The sequence below is a fragment of the Agromyces sp. C10 genome (genome assembly GCF_023217995.1).
GTDB classification, from domain to species: Bacteria; Actinomycetota; Actinomycetes; order Actinomycetales; family Microbacteriaceae; genus Agromyces; species Agromyces indicus.
The window spans coordinates 39831-61771 of record NZ_JALPSX010000010.1; the positions used below are offsets into that span (position 1 = coordinate 39831).

At 73.7% G+C, this 21941-nt stretch carries 18 protein-coding genes; 15 read left to right on the forward strand and 3 right to left on the reverse strand.

The window, feature by feature from the left end:
• Positions 1-18 precede the first annotated feature (18 nt).
• Positions 19-1017, forward strand: a complete 999-nt coding sequence (gene thiL, locus M1L56_RS12230) for a thiamine-phosphate kinase (RefSeq protein ID WP_248599458.1) — start codon at positions 19-21, stop codon at positions 1015-1017.
• Here thiL and M1L56_RS12235 read toward each other — a convergent pair.
• The gene (locus M1L56_RS12235; protein WP_067949362.1) at positions 987-1598 is read right to left on the reverse strand and encodes an RsmD family RNA methyltransferase; all 612 of its coding nucleotides are present in this window, start codon (positions 1596-1598) and stop codon (positions 987-989) included. The two genes, thiL and M1L56_RS12235, sit on opposite strands and share 31 nt — an antisense overlap.
• 48 nt (positions 1599-1646) lie before the next feature.
• On the opposite strand from M1L56_RS12235, the gene M1L56_RS12240 reads away from it, so the two are divergent.
• From M1L56_RS12240 to smc, 11 genes are all read left to right on the forward strand, one after another.
• A complete protein-coding gene (locus M1L56_RS12240) occupies positions 1647-2465 on the forward strand; it encodes a hypothetical protein (protein ID WP_067949360.1) in 819 nt (272 codons plus the stop codon).
• Entirely contained in the window at positions 2462-4648 is a 2187-nt protein-coding gene (locus M1L56_RS12245) for an ATP-dependent DNA helicase RecG (RefSeq protein ID WP_248599459.1), read from the forward strand. The genes M1L56_RS12240 and M1L56_RS12245 overlap by 4 nt, the downstream gene beginning before the upstream one ends.
• Positions 4649-4699: 51 nt before the next feature.
• On the forward strand, positions 4700-5191 hold the full coding sequence (gene coaD / locus M1L56_RS12250) for a pantetheine-phosphate adenylyltransferase (RefSeq protein ID WP_067949356.1): 492 nt from the start codon (positions 4700-4702) through the stop codon (positions 5189-5191).
• Positions 5188-6210: an AAA family ATPase gene (locus tag M1L56_RS12255; protein ID WP_374256688.1), complete on the forward strand. Its 1023-nt coding sequence runs from the start codon at positions 5188-5190 to the stop codon at positions 6208-6210. Before coaD ends, M1L56_RS12255 begins: the two co-directional genes overlap by 4 nt.
• 61 nt (positions 6211-6271) lie before the next feature.
• Positions 6272-7588, forward strand: coding sequence for a DUF58 domain-containing protein (locus M1L56_RS12260; RefSeq protein WP_248599460.1), 1317 nt, complete (start codon positions 6272-6274; stop codon positions 7586-7588).
• A gap of 4 nt (positions 7589-7592) precedes the next feature.
• Complete coding sequence (locus tag M1L56_RS12265) at positions 7593-9947, forward strand: DUF3488 and transglutaminase-like domain-containing protein (protein ID WP_248599461.1); 2355 nt, start codon at positions 7593-7595, stop codon at positions 9945-9947.
• Positions 9948-9958: 11 nt separating this feature from the next.
• Entirely contained in the window at positions 9959-10525 is a 567-nt protein-coding gene (locus M1L56_RS12270) for a DUF177 domain-containing protein (RefSeq protein WP_231878658.1), read from the forward strand.
• Positions 10526-10534: 9 nt separating this feature from the next.
• Positions 10535-10738: a 50S ribosomal protein L32 gene (gene rpmF, locus M1L56_RS12275; protein ID WP_067950558.1), complete on the forward strand. Its 204-nt coding sequence runs from the start codon at positions 10535-10537 to the stop codon at positions 10736-10738.
• Positions 10739-10823: 85 nt separating this feature from the next.
• Positions 10824-11477, forward strand: a complete 654-nt coding sequence (rnc, locus tag M1L56_RS12280; RefSeq protein WP_248599537.1) for a ribonuclease III — start codon at positions 10824-10826, stop codon at positions 11475-11477.
• 1 nt (position 11478) lies between these two features.
• The gene (gene mutM, locus M1L56_RS12285; protein WP_067950556.1) at positions 11479-12420 is read left to right on the forward strand and encodes a bifunctional DNA-formamidopyrimidine glycosylase/DNA-(apurinic or apyrimidinic site) lyase; all 942 of its coding nucleotides are present in this window, start codon (positions 11479-11481) and stop codon (positions 12418-12420) included.
• A gap of 92 nt (positions 12421-12512) precedes the next feature.
• Positions 12513-16034, forward strand: coding sequence for a chromosome segregation protein SMC (gene smc, locus M1L56_RS12290; RefSeq protein ID WP_248599462.1), 3522 nt, complete (start codon positions 12513-12515; stop codon positions 16032-16034).
• 21 nt (positions 16035-16055) lie between these two features.
• Here smc and M1L56_RS12295 read toward each other — a convergent pair whose 3' ends face one another.
• Positions 16056-17648, reverse strand: a complete 1593-nt coding sequence (locus M1L56_RS12295) for an alpha-amylase family protein (RefSeq protein ID WP_248599463.1) — start codon at positions 17646-17648, stop codon at positions 16056-16058.
• A 74-nt stretch (positions 17649-17722) separates the two neighbouring features.
• Positions 17723-18709 carry a TIGR03885 family FMN-dependent LLM class oxidoreductase gene (locus M1L56_RS12300; RefSeq protein WP_248599464.1) on the reverse strand — a complete coding sequence of 329 codons (987 nt, stop codon included), beginning with the start codon at positions 18707-18709 and terminating at the stop codon, positions 17723-17725.
• A gap of 166 nt (positions 18710-18875) precedes the next feature.
• Between M1L56_RS12300 and ftsY the strand changes: the two genes are divergently transcribed.
• From ftsY to ffh, 3 genes are read left to right on the forward strand one after another with little or no spacing between them, the layout of a single operon-like run.
• Positions 18876-19751 (forward strand): signal recognition particle-docking protein FtsY, encoded by an 876-nt coding sequence (ftsY, locus tag M1L56_RS12305; protein WP_067950551.1) that lies wholly within the window; start codon positions 18876-18878, stop codon positions 19749-19751.
• 13 nt (positions 19752-19764) lie between these two features.
• Entirely contained in the window at positions 19765-20247 is a 483-nt protein-coding gene (locus tag M1L56_RS12310; RefSeq protein WP_248599465.1) for a hypothetical protein, read from the forward strand.
• Positions 20248-20303: 56 nt separating this feature from the next.
• Positions 20304-21899, forward strand: a complete 1596-nt coding sequence (gene ffh / locus M1L56_RS12315) for a signal recognition particle protein (protein WP_248599466.1) — start codon at positions 20304-20306, stop codon at positions 21897-21899.
• Positions 21900-21941 lie beyond the last annotated feature (42 nt).

Genomic DNA, 21941 nt, shown 5'->3' on the forward strand with positions numbered 1-21941 from the left:
CAGGCTACCGTGGGAGCCATGGAGCCCCCTGCACACGAGCCGTCGACCGCGATCGGCGACCTCGGCGAATCGGCGGTGCTCGCACGCATCCTGCCGCGCCTCGCCCCGGGCGACGCGGCGCACCTGGGCGCGGGCGACGACGCCGCCGTGGTCGCGGCACCCGACGGCCGGTTCGTCGTGACGACCGACCTGATGGTGCACGGCCCCGACTTCCGGCTCGCCTGGTCCACGCCCTTCGACCTCGGCTGGAAGGCCGCCGCGACGAACCTCACCGACGTCGCCGCCATGGGTGCGAGGCCGACGGCCCTGGTCGTGGCGATCGCGGCGCCCCCATCGCTCGACGTCGGGGTGCTCGAGGGCATCGCCGACGGGCTGCGCGAGGGGCTCGCCGCGCTCGCACCCGGCGCGGGCGTGGTCGGCGGCGACCTGTCGGCGTCATCCGTGCTCATGATCTCGGTGACCGCGTTCGGCGACCTCGAGGGCCGTGCACCGGTCCTGCGATCGGGTGCACGGCCGGGCGACGTGATCGCCCACGCCGGCGGCCGGGGCGATGCCGCCCGCGGACTCGCGCTGCTCTTCGCCCGGGCCAGCGACGAGCGGGGCGAACCGGATGCCGCGGCCGCCGCCGCACTGCGCACCGAGCATCCACGGCTGGTCGCCGCCCAGCTCGCGCCGACGCCCCCGGTGTCGGCTGGCGTCGTCGCCGCCGAGGCGGGCGCGACGGCGATGCTGGACGTGAGCGACGGACTCGCCCGCGACGCCCGGCGGATCGCCGAAGCGAGCGGCATCGGCATCGACTTCCGATCCGTGGCGCTCGGACCCGACCCGCTGACGGCGCTCGCGGGGGCCGAGGACCACGGGCTGCTCGCGGCGTTCCCGGCGGACGTGCCGCCGCCGCATCCGTTCGAGGTCATCGGCGTGGCGACGGCCGAGGCGGGCGTGCTCACGCTCGACGGGGCGCCCGTCGACACCGCCGGGTGGGATCCCTACGCGGGCTGGGACGGCGTCGGGGGCTGATCGCCGCCGGCGTCGGGCGCGCTCGCGGACGCCCACCAGAGGGTCGTCTCGCCGTAGTCGCGTCGCCGCTCGGGGTCGATCCCGGCCGGCCAGGCGGGCTCCGGGGAGCGGGAGCTGCGCTCGACGACCACCGTCGCCTCCGGCGCGAGCAGGCCGGCGAGGAGCTCGAGGTCGCGCGCGAGCTCGCGCTCGCCGAGGTCGTACGGCGGGTCGATGAAGGCCAGGTCGACCCCGCCCGGCGCGGACTCGAGGTACGTCGCGACGCTGCGCGCCTCGACGCGGATGCGCGGTCCCGATCCGCGCGCGGCGCGGGCGACGGCGGCCGCGTTGCGACGGCACACCTCGGCGGCCGGGCGGGCCTTCTCGACGAGCACCACCTCGCTCGCGCCCCGGCTCGCCGCCTCGAGGCCGAGCGCGCCCGAACCCGCGTACAGGTCGAGCACGACCGCGCCGTCGACCGCGTCGCGCGCCTCCAGCGCCGAGAAGATCGCCTCGCGCACGCGGTCGCTCGTGGGCCGCGTGCCCGACCGGGGCACGGCGAGCGTGAGCGACCCGGCGAACCCGGCGATGATGCGCGTCATGTCTCGGGAGCATAACGGGCGCCTCCGGCGCGCTGCCATGATGGAGGGGTGGAAGACACGACCGACGCCCTGCACGCCGATCCGTCCCGCCACCGGGAAGACGAACAGCAGACCATCGACCGACTCTGGGACTTCGCCGACCCCGCGACGAGCGAGCAGCGGTTCCGCGCGGTCGCCGACGACGAGGCCGTGCCGACGCACGAGCGCGCCGTGATGACCACCCAGCTCGCGCGGGCCATCGGCATCCAGCGCCGCGACGACGAGGCGCTCGCACTGCTCGACGACCTCGAGGCGGCCGGACGCGCCGACGAGACGCCCGAGGAGGCGGCCGAGCTGCGTGCGCGCATCGCCCTCGAACGCGGGCGCATCGCGGCGACCGCCGAGCGGTTCGACGAGGCCGTGCCGCTGTTCACGAAAGCCGTCCGCGAGGCGGCGCTCGCGGGCTCGACCTTCCTGGTCCTCGACGCCCTCCACATGCTCGCCCTGAACGACGCCGGACACGAGGAGGAGTGGGCCACCGAGGGCTTCGACATCCTCGAGGGGGTGCGCGACCGCCGACTGAAGCGCTGGGGCGTCGCCCTGCACAACAACTTGGGCTGGACCAAGCACGACGCGGGCGACGCGGTCGCCGCGCTCCACCACTTCGAGCGCGCCGTCGAGGCCGCCGACCAGTACGGGACGGCCGGCCAGCAGCACGTCGCCCGGTGGTCGGTGGGTCGGGCGCTCCGCACGCTCGGCCGTACCGACGAGGCGCTCGAGCTGCAGCGCGAACTGGCCCGGGCCCGGCCCGACGACACCTACGTGCAGGCCGAGATCGAGGCGCTCACGGCCGAGGTGACGGAGGCGGAGCCTACGATCGAGGCATGACGGCCGATCGCTCGGTCGAGGGTGCCGCGACCCTCGACACCAAGCTGTCCGGCCTGCTCGGCGGTCCCACGGCGAAGGCGATGGAGCGCGCGTGGGGGCTCGTCACGGTCGGCGACCTGCTCGGTCACTATCCGCGGCGGTACCAGCCGCGCGGCGAGCTCACGGCGCTCGACCGGCTCCCGCGCGACGAGAACGTGACGATCGTCGCGGAGGTCCTCGAGGTGCGCGAGCGGACCATGCGCTCGCGTCGCGGGTCCATCCTCGAGGCGAAGATCTCCGACGGCAGGGGCGTGCTCACCCTGACGTTCTTCAACCAGGCGTGGCGTGCGCGGGAGCTGAAGCCCGGGGTGCGCGGCATGTTCGCCGGCAAGGTCTCCGACTACCGGGGCGCGCTGCAGCTCGCGCACCCCGACTACGAGCTCTTCGAGGACGAGACCCGCACCGACACGGGGCCGGATGCCGCGGCCCTGCGCTGGGCCACCGCGCCCATCCCGATCTACCCGGCCACCGCGACCCTCTCGAGCTGGAAGCTGCAGCGCGCGGTCGCGCTCGTGCTCGATGCGCTCGGCCCGGTCGACGACCCGCTGCCCGAGTCCGTGCGCCGGGCTCGAGGGCTGCTGGCGCACCGCGAGGCGCTCGAGCTCGTGCACCGGCCGGAGCGCGACGCCGACTGGAAGGCCGCGCAGCGCACGCTGCGATTCACCGAGGCGTTCGTGCTCCAGTCCGTCCTGCTCGAGCGGCGCGCCGCCGCCCGGGCGCACGAGGCGGTCCGGCGCACGCCCGCGCCCGGCGGGCTCCTCGAGCGGTTCGAGGCGTCGCTGCCGTTCGAGCTCACCGACGACCAGCTCGCGGTCGGCGTGCAGATCCACGCCGACCTCGCCGAACCGGTGCCCATGAACCGGCTCGTCCAGGGCGAGGTCGGCTCGGGCAAGACCGTCGTCGCCCTGCGGGCCATGCTCGCGGTCGCCGAGTCGGGCGGCCAGGCGGCCCTCCTCGCGCCCACCGAGGTGCTCGCGGCGCAGCACCTGAGGTCGATCGCCGACATGCTGGGTCCCGAGCTGGCGGCCGAGGTGATGCCCACCCTCATCACCGGCCAGCTCCCCGCCGCCGACCGCCGACGGGCGGCGCTCCGCGTCGCAGCCGGCCAGGCGCGCATCGTGGTCGGCACGCACGCCCTCCTCGGCGACACGACCTCGTTCGCCGACCTGGGCCTCGTGGTCGTCGACGAGCAGCACCGCTTCGGCGTCGAGCAGCGCGAGGCGCTGCGGCTCAAGGGGCGGCATCCGCACGTGCTCGTGCTCACGGCGACGCCGATCCCGCGCACCGTCGCCATGACCGTGTTCGGCGACCTCGACGTGTCGACGATCCGGCAGCTCCCCGCCGGCCGTGCGGGCATCACGACCCACGTCGTCCCGCTGGCGGAGCGTCCGCACTGGCGACCGCGCGTGTGGGAGCGGCTCGCCGAGGAGCTCGAGCAGGGACGCCAGGCGTTCGTCGTGAGCCCGGCGATCGAGCCGAAGGTCGTGGAGGACGGCCTCGAGCCCGCCGACCCCGACGGCGACGCCGCCCCCGCGGCATCCGTCGCCTCGGTGCTCGCCGAGCTGCGCGCCCACCCGCGCCTGGCGGAGGTCCGCATCGCGCCGCTGCACGGTCGGATGAGCGCCGACGAGAAGGACGCCACCATGCGCGCGTTCGCCGCGGGCGAGCTCGACGTGCTCGTCGCGACCACCGTCATCGAGGTCGGCGTCGACGTGCCCAACGCGAGCACCATGGTCGTCGTGGACGCCGACCGGTTCGGGGTCTCGCAGCTGCACCAGCTCCGCGGCCGGGTCGGCCGCGGCTCCGTGCCCGGCCTGTGCCTGCTCGTGACCCGCGTCGAGGCGGAGACCGTCGCGCGGGAACGACTCGACGCGGTGGCCGGCACGCTCGACGGCTTCGAGCTCGCGCGCGTCGACCTCGAGCTCCGCCAGGAGGGCGACGTCCTCGGCGCCATCCAGTCCGGACGGCGGACCTCCCTCAAGCTGCTCCGGGTGACGCGCCACGGCGACGTCATCGCCGACGCGCGCGAGGCCGCCGCCGAGGTGCTCCGCGACGACCCGGACCTGGCCGCCCACCCCGCACTCGCGGCGGCCGTGCGACGCCGCCTCGACGACGACTCGAGCGAGTACCTGAGCAGGGGCTGAGACTCCCGGGCAGCGGTCCACGGCGCCGGATCCCGCACTACGCTGGCACGTATGCAGCGGATCGCCGTCGTTCCCGGATCGTTCGACCCCGTCACCCGGGGGCATCTCGACGTGATCGGCCGTGCCGCTGGCCTCTACGACCAGTTGCACGTCGTCGTGGTGCACAACCCCGACAAGTCGGCGCTCCTGCCGATCGCGCAGCGGGTCTCGCTCATCGAGCAGTCGATCGAGGAGGCCGGCATCGTCGGCGACATCGTCGTCGCGTCCTGGAGCATGGGCCTGCTCGTCGACTACTGCACCGACGTGGGCGCGTCGGTCCTCGTCAAGGGCATCCGCTCGCAGGTCGACGTGGCCTACGAGACGCCGATGGCGATCGTGAACCGGCACCTCGCCGGGGTCGAGACGGTGTTCCTGCTGCCCGACCCCGCGAACGCCCACGTGTCGAGTTCGCTCGTCCGCCAGGTGTCGGCGCTCGGCGGCGACGTGAGCCCGTACGTGCCCGAGCCCGTGGCGCAGTACCTGCAGGGGGCGATGACCTCATGAGCGAGGTCTCGGCGCCGCAGGTCGGGGCGATGGCCGCACCCGCGATGGGCATCGACGAGGTCGGCGCCGGCGCGGCGCGCATCGTCCGCAACGTCGAGGAGGTGATCGCCGGCAAGCGCGATGCGGTGACCGCCGCCCTCACCGTGCTGCTCGCCGAGGGGCACCTGCTCATCGAGGACGTGCCGGGCGTCGGCAAGACGATGCTGGCCAAGGCGCTCGCGCGCTCGGTCGACTGCACGGTCAGCCGCATCCAGTTCACGCCCGACCTGCTGCCGAGCGACGTGACGGGCGTCTCGGTGTTCGACCAGTCGTCGCGGCGGTTCGAGTTCAAGCACGGTCCGGTGTTCGCGAACATCGTGATCGGCGACGAGATCAACCGCGCGAGCCCCAAGACCCAGTCGGCCCTCCTCGAGTGCATGGAGGAGCGGCAGGTGACCGCCGACGGCACGACGTATCGGCTCGAGCAGCCCTTCACGGTCGTCGCGACCCAGAACCCGGTCGAGATGGAGGGCACCTACCCGCTCCCGGAGGCGCAGCGCGACCGGTTCATGGCGCGCATCTCGATGGGGTACCCGGCACCGGGCGACGAGCTCGCGATGCTCGCGCAGCGCGAGACGGCGAGCCCGCTCGACGCGCTGGAGCCGGTCGTCTCGATCGACGAGCTGCGCGCGATGATCGCCGCCGTCCACCACGTCTACACGTCCCAGGCGGTCAAGGAGTACGCCGTCGAGCTGGCACGGGCCACGCGCGACGACCGCCAGCTGCGGCTCGGCGCGAGCCCGCGTGCGACCCTGCAGCTCATCCGCGCGGCGAAGGCGCACGCGGCGATGCACGGGCGCGACTTCGTCCTGCCCGACGACGTCGACGCGCTCGCGGTGCCGGTGCTCGCGCACCGGCTGGTCCCCACGAGCCGCGCGGTCGGCGGGCACGACCGCGACGGCGGCCCGCTCATCGACGCCATCGTGCGACGCGTCGTCGCCGAAACGCCGGTGCCGGTGGGCAGCGCCCGGAGGGAGTGAGCGGATGCCGCGCACCCGCGCCGCGCGCGTTCCGCCGCGTCCACGCCTCACGGGGCGGGGGATGGCGCTGGTCGCCGCCGGCGCGGCGCTGTTCCTCGTCGCAGCATGGTTCGACCTGCGCGACATCATGCTGCTCGCGGCCGTCGGGCTCGCGATGCCGGTCGCATCCCTCGGGTTCCTCGCCGTGCGGGCGCCGCGGCTCGCGGTGACCCGCGCGTTCGAACCGCACGTGGTGCGGGCGGGGGAGTCGGCGGCCGTGCGCCTGCGCGTGCAGAACCGCGACCGTCGCGCGTTCGACGGCGCGCACTGGCGCGACCTCGCGCACCCGGCGCTGCACCCGCCCGGCGAGGCGGTGCTCCCGGCCATCGGCCGGCACGAGACCGCCATGCCGTCCGGCGACGACACCGTGCGCCTCGAGTACCGGCTCCGGACGCCGCGGCGCGGCGTGTTCGACGTCGGACCGCTCCGGATCGCAGTGACGGATCCCTTCGGCCTCGCGCGGCTCGACCGGGCGGCGGGCCTGCCGCGCGAGCTCGTGGTGACGCCGCGCGTCACCCCGCTGGAGCCCGCGGCGGGCGTCGTGGCGAGCGTCGACGGCGCCGTCCACGCCCTCCAGCGGCGCACCCACCCCAACAGCGACGAGCTCATCGCCCGCGAGTACCGGTACGGCGACCCGCTGCGCCGCGTCCACTGGGCCGCGACGGCCCGGCGCGGCGAGCTCATGGTCCGCGAGGAGGAGCAGCGCGGCGATCCCGAGGTCCGCATCCTGCTCGACACGGCGCTCGGCGGCCGCGCGCACCACCCGTCGTCGGCCGCGCGCGACGCGGGCTCCACGCTCGACCCGGCCTTCGAGCTCGGCGTGGAGCTCGCCGCGTCGATCGGCGTGCACCTCCTCGAGAACGGGTTCCGCGTGCGGGTCGAACCGGTCGACGACCCCGACGACCCCGCTGCGCCGATCTCCGCCGATCCCGGCGGCTACCGCGCGGCCGGCGGCGACCTGGTCCTCCTCGAGGACCTCGCACGCCTCGAGCCGCCGCGACGGGACGGACCAGCCGCGCCGACGCGCGACCGTCCCCGCGACCCGTCGCGGGTCGCGTCGCCCTCGACGGCGCGCCGCGACACGCGCATGCCCGGCATCGCCGTGCTCGTCGCGCCCTCGCACGCCGCGGTCGACGCCCTCGTGGCGCTGCGCCCCGTGCTCGAACCGGCGATCGCCTTCGCCGCCGACGGCATCGCCGCCGACGCCGTGGAGCGACTGGAGCACGCCGACTGGCGCGTGGTGCCGGTCCGCCGTGCGGCGGACCTCCCCGCGGCCTGGGGCGAGGCCTGGCGGTCGGCACGCGAATCCGTCCGGAGCGGGGGCCGCGATGCGACCTGAGCGGATGCCGCTGACGACGCGCCAGAGCGTCGCCCTCTCCGGGGCGACCCTGCTGCTCCTGCTCGTCGCGACCTCGGCGCTCGCGCCGCTCATCGCCGGCGCCGCGTGGTGGTGGGCGACGGCGTTCACGGCCGTCGCCGTGCTCGGTGCGGGCGCCGGCCTGCGCGCCCTGCGCACGCCGCCGTCGCTCGTGCCGCCGCTCGAGGTGGTGGCGCTGCTCCTGGCCCTGACGCTGCTGTTCGGCGGTGCGACGAGCTTCGCCCTCGTCATCCCCACGCTGGACACGTTCGACGAGTTCCTCGGGCTCGCCGAGGGCGCCGTGCGCACGATCGAGCAGCAGTCCGTGCCCGCGATCCCGGTCCCGGCCCTCGTGTTCGCCCTCGCGGTCGGCGTCGGGCTCGTCGCCGTGCTCCTCGACCTCGTCGTGCAGACCGTCCGACTGCCCGCGCTCGCCGCGGTCCCGGTGCTCGTTCCCGTCCTCGTGCCCGGCCTGTTCGTCGAATCCGGCGCCGACGCGATCGCCCTCGTCCTCACGGCTGCGGCGTACCTCCTGCTGCTCCGCGTCGACGTGCGGGTGCGGCGCAGCGCGGAGCTCGCACAGGAGGACGAACGGCCGGACTCCGCGCTGGTGACCGCCCCGCGGCGACGCCCGATCGTGTCGACCGCGGGCGCGTCGATGGGACTGGCCGCGATCGGCCTCGTCGCGGCATCCGTCGTCACGGCCGTCACGCCCAGCGTCTCGAGCAGCTTCCTGCTCGGCGCCGGCGGGCCCGGCACGATGTTCGCCCGCGGCGTCAGCCCCTACGTCGAGCTCGGTCGCGACCTCCGCCGGCCCGACCCCGTGCCGGCGTTCAGCTACGTCTCGCCCGACGCCGACCGCCCGTACTTCACGCTGCTCAACGTCGAGCGGCTCGAGGGCGACCTGTGGACCGCCGAGGAGCGCGCCGTCGACGGCGACCACACCATCGACACCATGCCCCGCCCCGACGGCCTCGCCGAGGACGTGCTCGTCGAGCCGCGCGAGCTCACGGTGCAGATCGGCCAGGTCCGGACCGCGTGGCTGCCGCTGCCGTACCCGACGGCCGAGGTCCGCGGGCTGCGCGGCTCGTGGTTCTGGGACGACGGCTCGCTGACGGTCCGCAGTGTCGACGCCACGACCCTCGGGCAGCGCTACGACGTGACGCGACTCGCGGTGCAGCCCACGGTCGACCAGCTCCGTGCGGCGGTCGAGCCGCCCGCCGGTTCCGTGGCTCCGGCCACCCGCGAGCTGCCCGAGGACCTGCCCGCGATCATCGGCGAAACCGCCGCGACGGTCACCCAGGGGGCGCGCACCCGGTACGACGCGGCCGTCGCCATCCAGGCCTACCTGCGAAGCTCCGAGTTCGAGTACTCGGAGGAGGCGCCCGTCGACGACGGCTACGACGGCGGCGGGTTCGACGTGATCGCCGAGTTCCTCGAGCAACGGGCGGGGTACTGCGTGCACTTCTCCTCGACCATGGCGGTCATGGCCCGTGAGGTCGGCATCCCGTCGCGCATCGCGGTGGGCTACACGGCCGGCACGCCGAGCAACCAGCGCGTCGACGGGATGGTGCGCGTCGACGTCGACTCGCACGACCTGCACGCCTGGCCCGAGCTGTACTTCGAGGGCGTCGGCTGGGTCCCGTTCGAGCCCACGCCGGGGCGCGGCACCGTGCCCGCCTACTCGCGTCCGAACGCGGGGGAGCAGGCGCCCGGCGTCGTGCCCACCGCGCCCGTGGCGACGCCCGAGGCGACCGGGCGGCCCGACGGCGACCCGGACCGCTCGCTCGCGGGGCCGACCGGGGGCGCCGGGGCGGTCGGGCCCGGATGGCTCGGCGGCGCCGGGCTCGTCGTGCTGGCCCTCCTCGTGGTCCTGCTCCCGGCGGCGATCCGGGTGGGCCTGCGAGCGGCGCGTCGCCGCGGCATCCGCTCGGGGCCGTCGCCGGCGGATGCCGCATGGCGCGAGCTCACGGCCACCGCGGTCGACCTCGGCGTGGACGTGGACGAGCGCCGCACGGCGCGCGCCCTCGCGGCGGAACTCGGCGCTCGGCCGGCCTTCGCGGAGGACGGCGACGGCGCCGGGGCCCTGCTCCGCCTCCGGGACGCGGTGGAACGCGAGCGCTACGGCCGCGTGCGGCACTCGACCGCGTCGGCGGACGCACCGGACGGCGACCGCGACGGACCGCGCCGGGACGCGCTCGCCGCGGACCTCGCTACGGCGTCGCGCGCGCTCGCGGCGGACGCGCCGGCCGCGCGCCGCGTCGAGGCGATCCTGCTGCCGCGGTCGCTGCGCGCCGCCGGACGTGCCCTCGTCGGGCGGTCGGTGCCGCGCGGCGCGTAGAATCGTCGATCGTGGCCGTCCAGCATTCACCCTTCAGCGTCAACGTGCGCGATCTCGTCAACCGTCCCGGCGAGATGCGCGAGCAGCGCCTCGACGTCCCCGCGCCCGAGCAGTACGGCGAGGGGCTCGTCGCCGTCCGGCAGGGCTCCGAGGTCGCGGTCGACGTGCGCCTGGAGTCCGTGCACGAGGGCATCCTGGCCTCGGCGGAGGTCGATGCGACGGCCGAGGGCGAGTGCGGACGGTGCCTCACCGACATCGCGCTGCCGGTCGAAGTCGAGTTCCAGGAGCTTTTCGCGTATCATTCCGGAGAAGCTTTCGAGTATGAGGTTCAAGACGACCACGTGGATCTTGAACCGCTCATCCGAGATGCGGTGGTGCTGGCACTGCCGTTCCAGCCGGTATGCCGGCCGGACTGCCCGGGTCTCGACCCCGTGACCGGGTTGCGCCTGGCTGATCATCCGGAACTCGTCACCCCTGAGCAGACCGACCCGCGTTGGGCTGCGCTCGCGGGGTTCACGGCTTCCGAAGACGAGGGCACGGTGCCGTCCGCATCCGATGCCGACCAGAAGAGAGATTGAGAGAGAGTCATGGCTGTTCCCAAGCGGAAGAAGTCACGCGCCAACACCCACGCGCGCCGTTCGCAGTGGAAGGCCGAGGTGCCCACGCTCGTCAAGACGGTCGAGAACGGCAAGGTCACCTACAGCCTCCCGCACCGCGCTCGCGTGGTCGAGGACTCGGCGGGCACCCCGCTGTTCCTCGAGTACAAGGGCCGCAAGGTCGCCGACGTCTAGTCGGCACGAGACTCCTGAACGACCGGTCGTGAGGCGCGTCGAGCAGACGGACACCGGGGCCCCCGAGCTGGCCGAGCTGCAGCGGATGCTGCAGGTCGAGCTCGATCCCGAGCTCCTGCTCCTCGCCCTCACGCACCGGTCGTTCGCGTACGAGAACGGCGGCATCCCGACCAACGAGCGCCTCGAGTTCCTCGGCGACTCGATCCTCGGGCAGGCCGTCACGGTCCGGCTCTTCACCGACCACCCCGAGCTCGACGAGGGCGAGCTGGCCAAGCGCCGGGCGAGCCTCGTCTCGAGTGCGGCGCTGGCCGAGGTCGCGCGCACGATCGGCCTCGGGCGGTTCATCCGCCTCGGTCGCGGCGAGACGATGACGGGCGGTGCCGACAAGCCGTCGATCCTCGCCGACACCGTCGAGGCGATCATCGGCGCGGTCTACCTCGATCGCGGCGGCGACGTCGCCACCGAGTTCGTCCTGCGCCTCATCGGCCCCCTCATGGCCGACACCGAGCGGTTCGGCGCGGCCATGGACCCGAAGACGAGCCTGCAGGAGATCGCGGCCCGTCGCGGTGCGACGGCGCCCGTCTACACGGTCGCCGAGAGCGGCCCCGACCACAGCAAGCACTTCGTCGCCACGGTCACGGTGGGCGACCTGGTGAGTGCGTCGGGCGAGGGGTCCAGCAAGAAGCAGGCCGAGATGGCGGCCGCCCTCGAGGCGTGGACCGCCCTGAACGACCGCTGACGTGCCCGAGCTGCCCGAGGTCGAGGTCGTCCGGGCCGGGCTCGCGCCCGCGGTCACCGGAGCGCGCATCGCCGGCGTCGAGGTGCTCGACGCCCGTTCGCTGAAGCGCCACGAGGCGGCATCCGGCGACTTCGAAGCGCTGCTGACGGGCGATCGGATCGAGGCGGCCGTGCGCCGGGGCAAGTTCCTGTGGATGCCGCTCGCCTCCGGAGCGGCGCTCGTCGGCCATCTCGGCATGAGCGGCCAGCTCCTGCTGCGCACGCCCGACCACCCCGGCGACGACCGGCACGCCCGCATCCGCCTGCACCTCGAGCATCCCGACCACGGTGAACTGCGGGTCGACTTCGTCGACCAGCGCATCTTCGGCTCCATGGCGGTCGATCGGATGGTCCCGACCGATGACGGCGAGGTCGCCGGCCACTCCGCCGACGTGACCGGCCCGTGGGCGCGCTCGATCCCCACCCAGGTGGCGCACATCGCGCGCGACCCGCTCGATCCCGCGTTCGACGACGGCGCATTCGCCGCCGCGCTCGCCCGCCGCGGTTCGGGCGTGAAGCGCGTGCTGCTCGACCAGGGGCTCGTGTCGGGCATCGGGAACATCTACGCCGACGAGGCGCTCTGGGCCGTCCGGATGCACGGCGAGCAGCCCGCCTCGAGCCTCAGCCGGCGCCGCGTCCGCGAGCTGCTGCAGGCGGTGCGCGAGGTGCTGCAGAAGGCGCTCGCCGAGGGGGGAACGAGCTTCGACGCGCAGTACGTCAACGTCAACGGGGCGTCCGGCTACTTCGCGCACTCCCTCAACGCGTACGGGCGGACCGGTCGGCCCTGCCCGCGGTGCGGCACGCCGATCGTGCGCGAGGCGTTCATGAACCGGTCGTCGCACCGCTGCCCGCGGTGCCAGCGCCTCCGGATGCCGCGGACCGCCCCGCCGGCGGCATCCGCCTGAGACCGAACGGCCCGCGCACGGCGAGCGCGACGGGGGCGGCGCCGATCGTCGGTTACCGTAGTCCGCAGCGCTCGGCAGTCGGAAGGGTGGTCGTGTACCTCAAGAGCCTCACCCTCAAGGGCTTCAAGTCCTTCGCGCAGCCGACCACCTTCGCGTTCGAGCCCGGCGTCACCTGCATCGTCGGCCCGAACGGCTCGGGCAAGTCCAACGTCGTCGACGCGCTCGCCTGGGTGATGGGCGAGCAGGGCGCGAAGACGCTCCGCGGCGGCAAGATGGAGGACGTCATCTTCGCCGGCACCTCCACGCGCGGCCCGCTCGGCCGCGCCGAGGTGAGCCTCACGATCGACAACTCGGATGGCGCCCTGCCCATCGAGTACAGCGAGGTCACGATCTCGCGCACGCTGTTCCGCAACGGCGGCAGCGAGTACGCCATCAACGGCGAGCAGTGCCGCCTGCTCGACGTGCAGGAGCTGCTCAGCGACTCCGGCCTCGGCCGCGAGATGCACGTCATCGTCGGGCAGGGCCAGCTCGACCAGGTGCTGCACGCGAGTCCCGAGGACCGCCGCGGGTTCATCGAGGAGGCCGCCGGCATCCTGAAGCACCGGCGCCGCAAGGAGAAGACGCTCCGCAAGCTCGACGCCATGCAGGCGAACCTCACGCGTCTCACCGACCTCGCCGCGGAACTGCGCCGTCAGCTGAAGCCGCTCGGACGCCAGGCCGAGGTCGCGCGCGAGGCGGCGGGGATCGCCGCGGTGGTGCGCGACGCGAAGGCGCGGCTCGTGGCCGACGAGGTGGTCGAGTTGCGTCGCGCGCTCGAGTCCGCCGGCCGGACCGAGCACGAGCGGCACGCGGAGCGCCTGGTGCTCCAGCAGGAGCTCGAGCGCCACCAGGCCCACATCGAGCGGCTCGAGCAGGCGTCGGGCGGCGACGAGGTCGACCGGGCGCGGGCGGTGAGCTTCGCGCTGGAGCAGTCCGAGGCGCGCCTGCGCTCCCTCGACTCGCTCGCGCGGCAGCGCATCGCGCTGCTGTCGGCGGCCGACGAGGGCACGGATGCCGCACCCACGCTCACCCGCGCGGACATCGATGCCGCCCGCGCCGAACTCGAGGGCATCCGCGGCGGCGTCGGCGACGCGGCATCCGCTCTCGAGCAGGCCACGTCGGCGATGCGCGACGCGCGTTCGGCACTCGACGCCGTCGACGAGGAGATCGCGGCGCAGGCGGCCCGCGTGAGCGAGTACGACCTGCGGGCGTCGCAACTGGCCGGTCGCGCCGACGCGGCGGCGTCGAAGCTCGCCGCCGTGCGCGGCGAGGTGCTCCGGCACCGCAACGCCCTCGACGCCGCACAGGTACGCCGCGAGACGGCCGCGGCCGAACTCGCGCGCGTCGAGGCCGAGTCCGACGCCGACCCCACCGCGGAGACCGACCTCGACGAGGCGTACGAGCTCGCCCAGGCGGCGGTGTTCGAGGCCGAGGGCGAGATCGAGCGGCTCCGCGAGGCCCTGCACGACCGGGAGCGCGAACGCGACGCCCTCGGCGCCCGCGTGAGCGCGCTGTCGCTCGCCCTCGACCAGAAGGACGGCTCGGCCGCCCTCGCCCGATCGGGCACCGCCGGAGTCCGCGGCCTGCTCGCGGAGCACCTCCGCGTCGAACCCGGGTACGAGGCGGCGGTCGCCGCGGCGCTCGGGTCGCTCGCCGAGTCGGTCCTCGTCGACGACCGCGCCGCCGCGCTTCGGGCCGTGGCGGTCGCCGCCGACGACGACCTCGGCCGCGTCGCCCTCACGATCGCCGAACCGGGCGCCGCCCCCGCGACCCCGCACGCCGTGGCCGGGCTCGTGGCCGCCGCCGACGTCGTGACCGCCCCGCCGGGCGTGCTGGGCCTGTTCGGCGAGGTGCTCATCGCCGACGACCTCGACGCCGTGCACGCCGCCGAGGCGGCGCTCGCCGCGCTCGAGCGTCCGGCGACGGTCATCACCCGCGACGGGACCGTGGTCGGTCGCTACGTCGTCCGCGGCGGATCGGGCCGCACGCAGAGCCGCATCGAGCTGCTCGCCGAGCGCGATCGGGCCGAGGCCCGGCTCGAGGAGGTGCGCGCCGACATCGAGCGCGCCCGCTTCGACCTCGACGAGCAGCGCGGCATCGCCGAGCACGCGAAGTCGCAGTCCAAGCAGGCGCTCGCCGCCCTCCGCGAGTTCGACGCGAAGCTCGCCCAGCGCACCGAGGCGCTGAATCGCGCTCGCGTGCAGGCCGAGGCGGCGGCGGGGGAGACCGAGCGGCTGGCGGAGGCCCTCCGCACGGCGGAGGAGCGCATCGCCGAGGCCGAGCAGGCCGCCGCCGACGCGAAATCGGAGCTGGAGGCCGCGCGAGCCGAGCCGCGCCCCGTGCTCGAGGCCGATCGCCGCGACGGTGCCCTCGTGGCGCTCGAACGCGCCCGCGAGGGCGAGGTCGAGGCGCGCCTGCGCCTGGAGACGGCGCGCGAGCGCGTGCGGGCCGAGGAGGCGCGCATCGCCGCGATGGAGCGCCAGCACGAGGCCGAGCGGCGCGCCGCGGACGAGGCGGCCCGCCGCGCGGTGGTCCGCCGGGCCCAGCTCGAGGCCGCGAGCCGCGTCGCCGAGGTGCTGCCGCCCGTGCTCGCTTCCGTCGGCGCGTCCGTGGCCGAGGCGCGGGTCGCGCTCGCCGCCGCGGAAGCCGAGCGAGCCAGCCGGAACGAGCAGGTGCACGCGGCCCGCCGGGCCGAGGCATCCGTCCGCGAGCGCCTGCACGCGGTCACCGAGGACGTGCACGGGCTCGAGCTGCGCATCTACGAGAAGAAGCTGCACGTCGCCTCGCTCGTCGAGCGAGCCGAGAGCGAGCTCGGCCTCGGCGAGGCCGTCCTGGTCGCCGAGTACGGGCCCGAGCAGCCCATCCCCGTCGACGGCGACCCGGACGCCGAGCCGCGCCCGTTCGACCGCGCGGAGCAGCAGAAGCGGCTGCAGGCCGCCGAGCGCAAGCTCGCCCAGCTCGGCCGTGTCAACCCGCTCGCGCTCGAGGAGTTCGCGGCGCTCGAGCAGCGGCACCAGTTCCTCACCGAACAGCTCACCGACCTGGCGAACACGCGCAAGGACCTCCTCACGATCATCGAGGAGATCGACGGCCGCATGGAGTCGATCTTCCGGTCGGCGTTCGACGACACGCGCGAGGCGTTCGCCGAGGTGTTCCCGATCCTCTTCCCCGGCGGGGAGGGGCGCATCGCGCTCACGAACCCCGACGACCTGCTCACGACCGGCATCGAGGTGAGCGTGAAGCCCGCCGGCAAGAAGATCGAGCGCCTCTCGCTGCTCTCGGGCGGTGAGCGCTCGCTCGCGGCGGTCGCCCTGCTGCTCGCGATCTTCAAGGCCAGGCCGAGCCCGTTCTACATCATGGACGAGGTCGAGGCGGCGCTCGACGACGCCAACCTCGGCCGCCTCCTCACCACGTTCGAGGACCTCCGCGAGTCGAGCCAGCTCATCGTCATCACCCACCAGAAGCGCACGATGGAGATCGCCGACGCGCTGTACGGCGTCTCCATGCGCCAGGACGGCGTCTCGGCGGTGGTCGGCCAGCGCGTGCGCGACGAGGTCGAGGCGAAGGCGAGCTGAGCCCGCCCACGCCCGTCGTGCTCAGGTGAGGCGGCGGTCGCCCGGTGCGAGGATCCGGAACCAGCGGTACCCGTACGCGTCGAGCTGCACCTCGGCCCGGCCGCGGTCGTCGAGCTCGTCGACGGCGGTCTCGAACAGGTCGGAGAGCACGGCGCCCTCCGGCACGTCGCCGAACTCGAGCGTCACCGTGACCGGTCGCGGCGCGAAGTTGTGCACGGCCGCGAAGCGCAGGTGGTCGGCGGTGATGCGATGCGCGATGACCGCCGGCTCGCCCGTGTCGAGCAGCTCGAAGCGCCCCCACCCGATCTCGGGCGAGCTGCGGTACCGCGCGACGAACCCCTTGATGGTCGACAGCAGCGAGTCGGGGTCGTGCATCTGCGCCTCGACGTTGACGTGCTCCGGTGCGTACCCGTCCGACGGGGGCGTCGCGACGAGGCTCCGCGGCGCGGCGCGCGAGAACCCGCCGTTCTCGCCCGCCGACCACTGCATGGGCGTGCGGACCGCCTGACGCTTCTCCTGCTCGCCGTTCTCGCCCATGCCGATCTCCTCGCCGTAGAACAGCACTGGCGTGCCCGGCAGCGAGAACATGAGGCTGTAGACCATGCGGATGCGGCGCGGGTCGCCCTCGAGCATCGGGGGCAGCCGCCGCACGATGCCGCGGCCGTACACGCGCATCCACTCCTCCGGGGCGAAGGCCTCGAAGACCTCCTCGCGCTCCGGATCGCTGAGCTTGTCGAGCGTGAGCTCGTCGTGGTTGCGGACGAAGTTCGCCCACTGCTTCTCGGGGGCCAGCTGCGGCCTGCGGGCGAGCGTCTCGACGAGCGGCGTCGCGTCGTGGCGGGCGAGCGCGAGGTAGAGCCGCTGCATGGCCTCGAAGTCGAACTGCAGCGTCAGCTCCTCGGGGTCGCCGTCGCGGCCGAAGTAGTCGAGCTGCTCCTCGTACGTGAGGTTGACCTCGCCGAGCAGGATCGCCTCGCTCGCACGTCGCTGGAGGTAGCGGCGGAGGTCGCGCATGAGCTCGTGCGGATCGCCGACCTCCTCGCCGTCGGGCGGTTCGATGAGGAACGGCACGGCGTCGACGCGGAACCCGGAGATGCCGAGCTGCAGCCAGAATCCGACGGTCTTCGCGATCTCGTCGCGCACCACCGGGTTCGCGATGTTGAGGTCGGGCTGGTGCTTGTAGAACGAGTGCAGGTAGTACTGGCCGGTCGGCTCGTGCCACTCCCAGACACCCTCCTCCTCGCCGGGGAAGACGCTCTCGGGCGGGTCCGGCGGCACCTCGTCGCGCCAGACGTAGTAGTCGCGGTAGGGCGAGTTCCGGCTGCGCTTGGCCGACGCGAACCACGGATGCCGCTCCGAGGTGTGGTTCATGACGAGGTCCATGATGACCCGCATCCCGCGGTCCCGCGCGGCGCGGATGACTGCGACCACGTCGCCGAGGGAGCCGAACCGGGGGTCGACGTTGTAGAAGTCGGCGATGTCGTAGCCGTCATCGAGGTCGGGCGACGGCTGGAACGGCATGAGCCAGATGCACGTGACGCCGAGCTCGGCGAGGTGGTCGAGCCGTTGCGCGAGCCCGTCGAAGTCGCCGCAGCCGTCGTCGTTCCAGTCCATGAAGGTCTCGATGTCGAGGCAGTAGACGACGGCGGTCTTCCACCAGAGGTCCCCGCGGTCGGTGGCGCGCGCGATCAGCCCACCGCGCCCGCGCCGACGCCGGCCTTCGACAGCTCCGGCAGCACGTGCTCGCCGAACGCGTCGATGAACCCGCGCTGCTCCTGGCCGACGTGGTGCAGGTAGATGCGGTCGACACCGAGTTCCGCCAGTTCGAGGAGGGCGTCGAGGTGCCGCGACGTGTCGGACGAGGCGAGGAGGGTCTTCGCGACGTCGTCCACGGTCGCATCGGCGGTGCGCTCGTCGAAGTCCTCGGGCTGCTCGAGCTCCCACGCGAGGTGGGCGGGCACGAGCGACTGCCGCCACTGGTCGTACGCGATCGCGCGCGCCTCGTGGTCGGTGGGCGCCCAGCTCAGGTGCACCTGCACGCACACCGGGCCCTTCCCGCCGGCACCGCGGTACGCCTCCATGAAGTCGCGCAGCGCGTCCGCGTCCTGGTCGACGGTGATGACCCCGTCGGCCCACGCCGCGGTCTCCTCGGCGGTCTCGGTGCTGACCGCGGCCGCGAGCAGCGCCGGCCTCGCCTCGGGCAGGCTCCAGAGCCTCGCCCGGTGCACCCGGATCAACCCGTCGTGGTCCACCTCCTCGCCCGCGAGGAGTCGCTGCATCACGTCGATGGTCTCGGCGAGCTTCGCGTCGCGGACCTCCTTGTCGGGCCATCCCTCGCCCGTGACGTGCTCGTTCATGCGCTCGCCGCTGCCGATGGCGGCCCAGAACCGGCCCGGGAACATCTCGCCGAGCGTCGCGATCTTCTGCGCGGCGATCACGGGGTGGTAGCGCTGCCCCGGTGCGGTCACGACGCCGAGCGAGAACGAGGTCGCCTGCAGTGCGGCGCCGAGCCACGACCAGGCGTAGCCCGAATGGCCCTGCCGCAGGCTCCACGGCGCGAGGTGGTCGCTGCACATGGCGGCGCCGAATCCCGCCCGTTCGGCGTGGACGACCGCGTCGAGCAGGGCACTCGGCGGGAGCTGTTCGTGGGAGGCGTGGAATCCGACGAGGGGCATGGGGTCTCCTTCCGCGTGGGTCCGATGCTTCCGCACCCGGGCCGAGCCGACAAGGCCTTGCAGGGCCGTCGGCTCGCCGATATGACGGGCGCGCGTCCCTGCCGCACACGGCCGGCTGATGCCGCGACGCGAGCCGCGGCATCCGCTCGCCCCTAGGCTGGTGGTCATGGCAGAACGCGCATCGTGGTCGCTCGGGGCGGCCCTCCGCAACGTGTTCGGCGCGAAGACGATCGACGAGGACACGTGGGACGACCTCGAATCGGCGCTCATCCGCGCCGACTTCGGACCGGCCGTGACCGAGGAGATCGTCGACCGCATCAAGGCGCAGGTCGAGCGGTACCGCACCACCGACCCGAGGGACGTGCAGCGGATGCTGCGCGAGCTCGTCGAGGAGCGGCTGTCGAAGTACGACCCGACGTTGAAGCTCACCGAGCGACCGGCCGTCGTGCTCGTCGTCGGCGTGAACGGCGTCGGCAAGACCACGACCATCGGCAAGTTCGCGAAGTTCCTCCGCAACTACGGCCGGAGCGTCGTCGTCGGCGCCGCGGACACGTTCCGCGCGGCCGCCGTCGACCAGCTCGCGACGTGGGCCGAGCGCGCCGGCGCCGAGGTGGTGCGCCCCGAGCGCGAGGGCCAGGACCCCGCGTCGGTCGCCTTCCAGACCGTCGAGTACGCCAAGCGGACCGGGACCGAGATGGTCATCATCGACACCGCCGGCCGGTTGCACACCAAGGGCGGGCTCATGGACGAGCTCGGCAAGATCAAGCGCGTCGTCGAGAAGCAGGCGCCCATCAGCGAGGTGCTGCTCGTGCTCGACGCGACCACCGGCCAGAACGGGCTCGCGCAGGCCGAGGCGTTCATCCGCCACGGCGGCGTGACCGGGCTCGTGCTCACCAAGCTCGACGGCTCCGCCAAGGGCGGATTCGTCATCGCCGTGCAGGAGAAGACGGGCCTGCCGATCAAGCTCATCGGCCAGGGCGAGGGCATCGGCGACCTCACGGGCTTCACTCCGCACGTGTTCGCGCAGCAGCTGGTCGGCTGAGGAAGGGATCTCGATGGAGCACGACTACTTCGGACTGATCGGGGACTACTGGTCGGAGGACGTCGAGTACGGCGACCAGCGCGTCGAGGTCGTGCTCGACGCCGACGCCGACTCGGTCTCGAACGCGGCGCTGGATGCCGCGGCGACCCTCGTCGGCGAGCTCGAGCTCGCCGACGACGAACTCCGCAGCGCCTTCGTCACCCAGCTCGACTCGTCGGCGTCGCCGGTCGTGCGGTTCCTCGCCGCCATGCTCGACCCCGAGCTCGAGCAGGCCGACGAGGTCGAGGCCGCGATCGGCCGCGACTCCGGCGACCGCCAGATCGACGCGCTCCGCTCCATGTCGCTGAGCCGCGTCGACCTGCGACCCGACGCCGACGAGCCCGGCGACACGTTCGCCGAGTTCGAGTACGGCCTGGCGCCGGAGGACACCGACGCCCGCCTCGTGGCGTCCATCGACATCGACCGCGAGATCGTCGACGTCCGATTCGAGGGGTGAGCCCGTGCGGCCGGTGAGCCGGGACCCAGCGGCGCCCATCTAGACTGGGGCGCATCATGGCTACGTTCGGCACCCTCTCCGATCGTCTCACCGAGACGTTCAAGAACCTCCGCACCAAGGGCAAGCTCTCCGCTGCCGACGTCGACGGCACCGTCCGCGAGATCCGGCGCGCGCTGCTCGACGCCGACGTCTCGCTCGACGTCGTGAAGTCGTTCACCGCGACCGTGCGCGAGCGCGCGCTCGGCGACGAGGTGAACCGCGCGCTCAACCCGGCGCAGCAGGTGGTGCAGATCGTCAACGAGGAGCTCGTCGGCATCCTCGGCGGGCAGCAGCGCCGGCTGCAGTTCGCCAAGAATCCGCCGACCGTGATCATGCTCGCGGGCCTCCAGGGCGCGGGCAAGACCACGCTCGCGGGCAAGCTGGCGAAGTGGCTGAAGAAGGACGGGCACACGCCGATGCTCGTCGCCGCCGACCTCCAGCGCCCCAACGCGGTCAACCAGCTCCAGGTCGTCGGCGAGCAGGCCGGCGTGCAGGTCTTCGCACCCGAGCCCGGCAACGGCGTCGGCGACCCCGTGCGGGTCGCGAAGGATGCCGTGGCCCACGCGCAGCGTGCCCAGCACGACGTCGTCATCATCGACACCGCGGGCCGGCTCGGCGTCGACGCCGAGCTCATGAAGCAGGCCGCGAACATCCGCAAGGCGACGAACCCCGACGAGGTGCTGTTCGTCATCGACGCCATGATCGGCCAGGACGCGGTGTCGACCGCCAAGGCCTTCCAGGAGGGCGTCGACTTCACGGGCGTCGTGCTGTCGAAGCTCGACGGCGACGCGCGCGGCGGCGCCGCCCTGTCCGTGGCATCCGTCACCGGACGCCCCATCATCTTCGCCTCCACGGGCGAGACGCTCGACGACTTCGAGCCGTTCCACCCCGACCGCATGGCGAGCCGCATCCTCGACCTCGGTGACATCCTGACCCTCATCGAGCAGGCCCAGCAGGCCTTCGACGAGGAGGAGGCGCTGAAGGTCGCCGAGAAGCTCGCGACCGAGCAGTTCACGCTCGAGGACTTCCTCAAGCAGATGCAGCAGCTCCGCGGTGCCGGCTCCCTCAAGAAGATGCTCGGCATGCTCCCGGGCGCGGGCGGCATGAAGCAGCAGCTCGAGAACTTCGACGAGCGCGAGATCGTGCGCACCGAGGCGATCATCCAGTCGATGACCCCGGCCGAGCGGCGCAACCCGAAGCTGCTCAACGGCTCCCGCCGCCTGCGCATCGCCAAGGGCTCCGGCATGACCGTCACCGACGTGAACCAGCTCGTGCAGCGCTTCGAGCAGGCGGCGAAGATGATGAAGACCGTCGCCCGCGGCGGCGTGCCGCAGGTGCCGGGCATGGGTCCGATCCCGGGCGCGGGCGGCTACGGCGGCGGCAAGCGCCAGGCGGCCAAGGCCAAGAAGAAGTCGTCGGGCTCGCGTTCGGGCAACCCCGCCAAGCGCGCCGCCGAGAACGCCGCGCTCGCCTCGGGCGCCACGCCGGCGGGTCCGGGCGGGGCGTCGGGTTCGGGATTCGGCCTCGGCGGCGGCGCCGGAGCCGGGGCCGGGGCCAAGGGAGCGCCGAGCGAGGAGGAGCTGGCCGCCCTCCAGAAGTTGCTCGGTCGCTGAGCCGTCTCGCGCACGCGCCGCACTAGGGTGAATCCGTGGTGC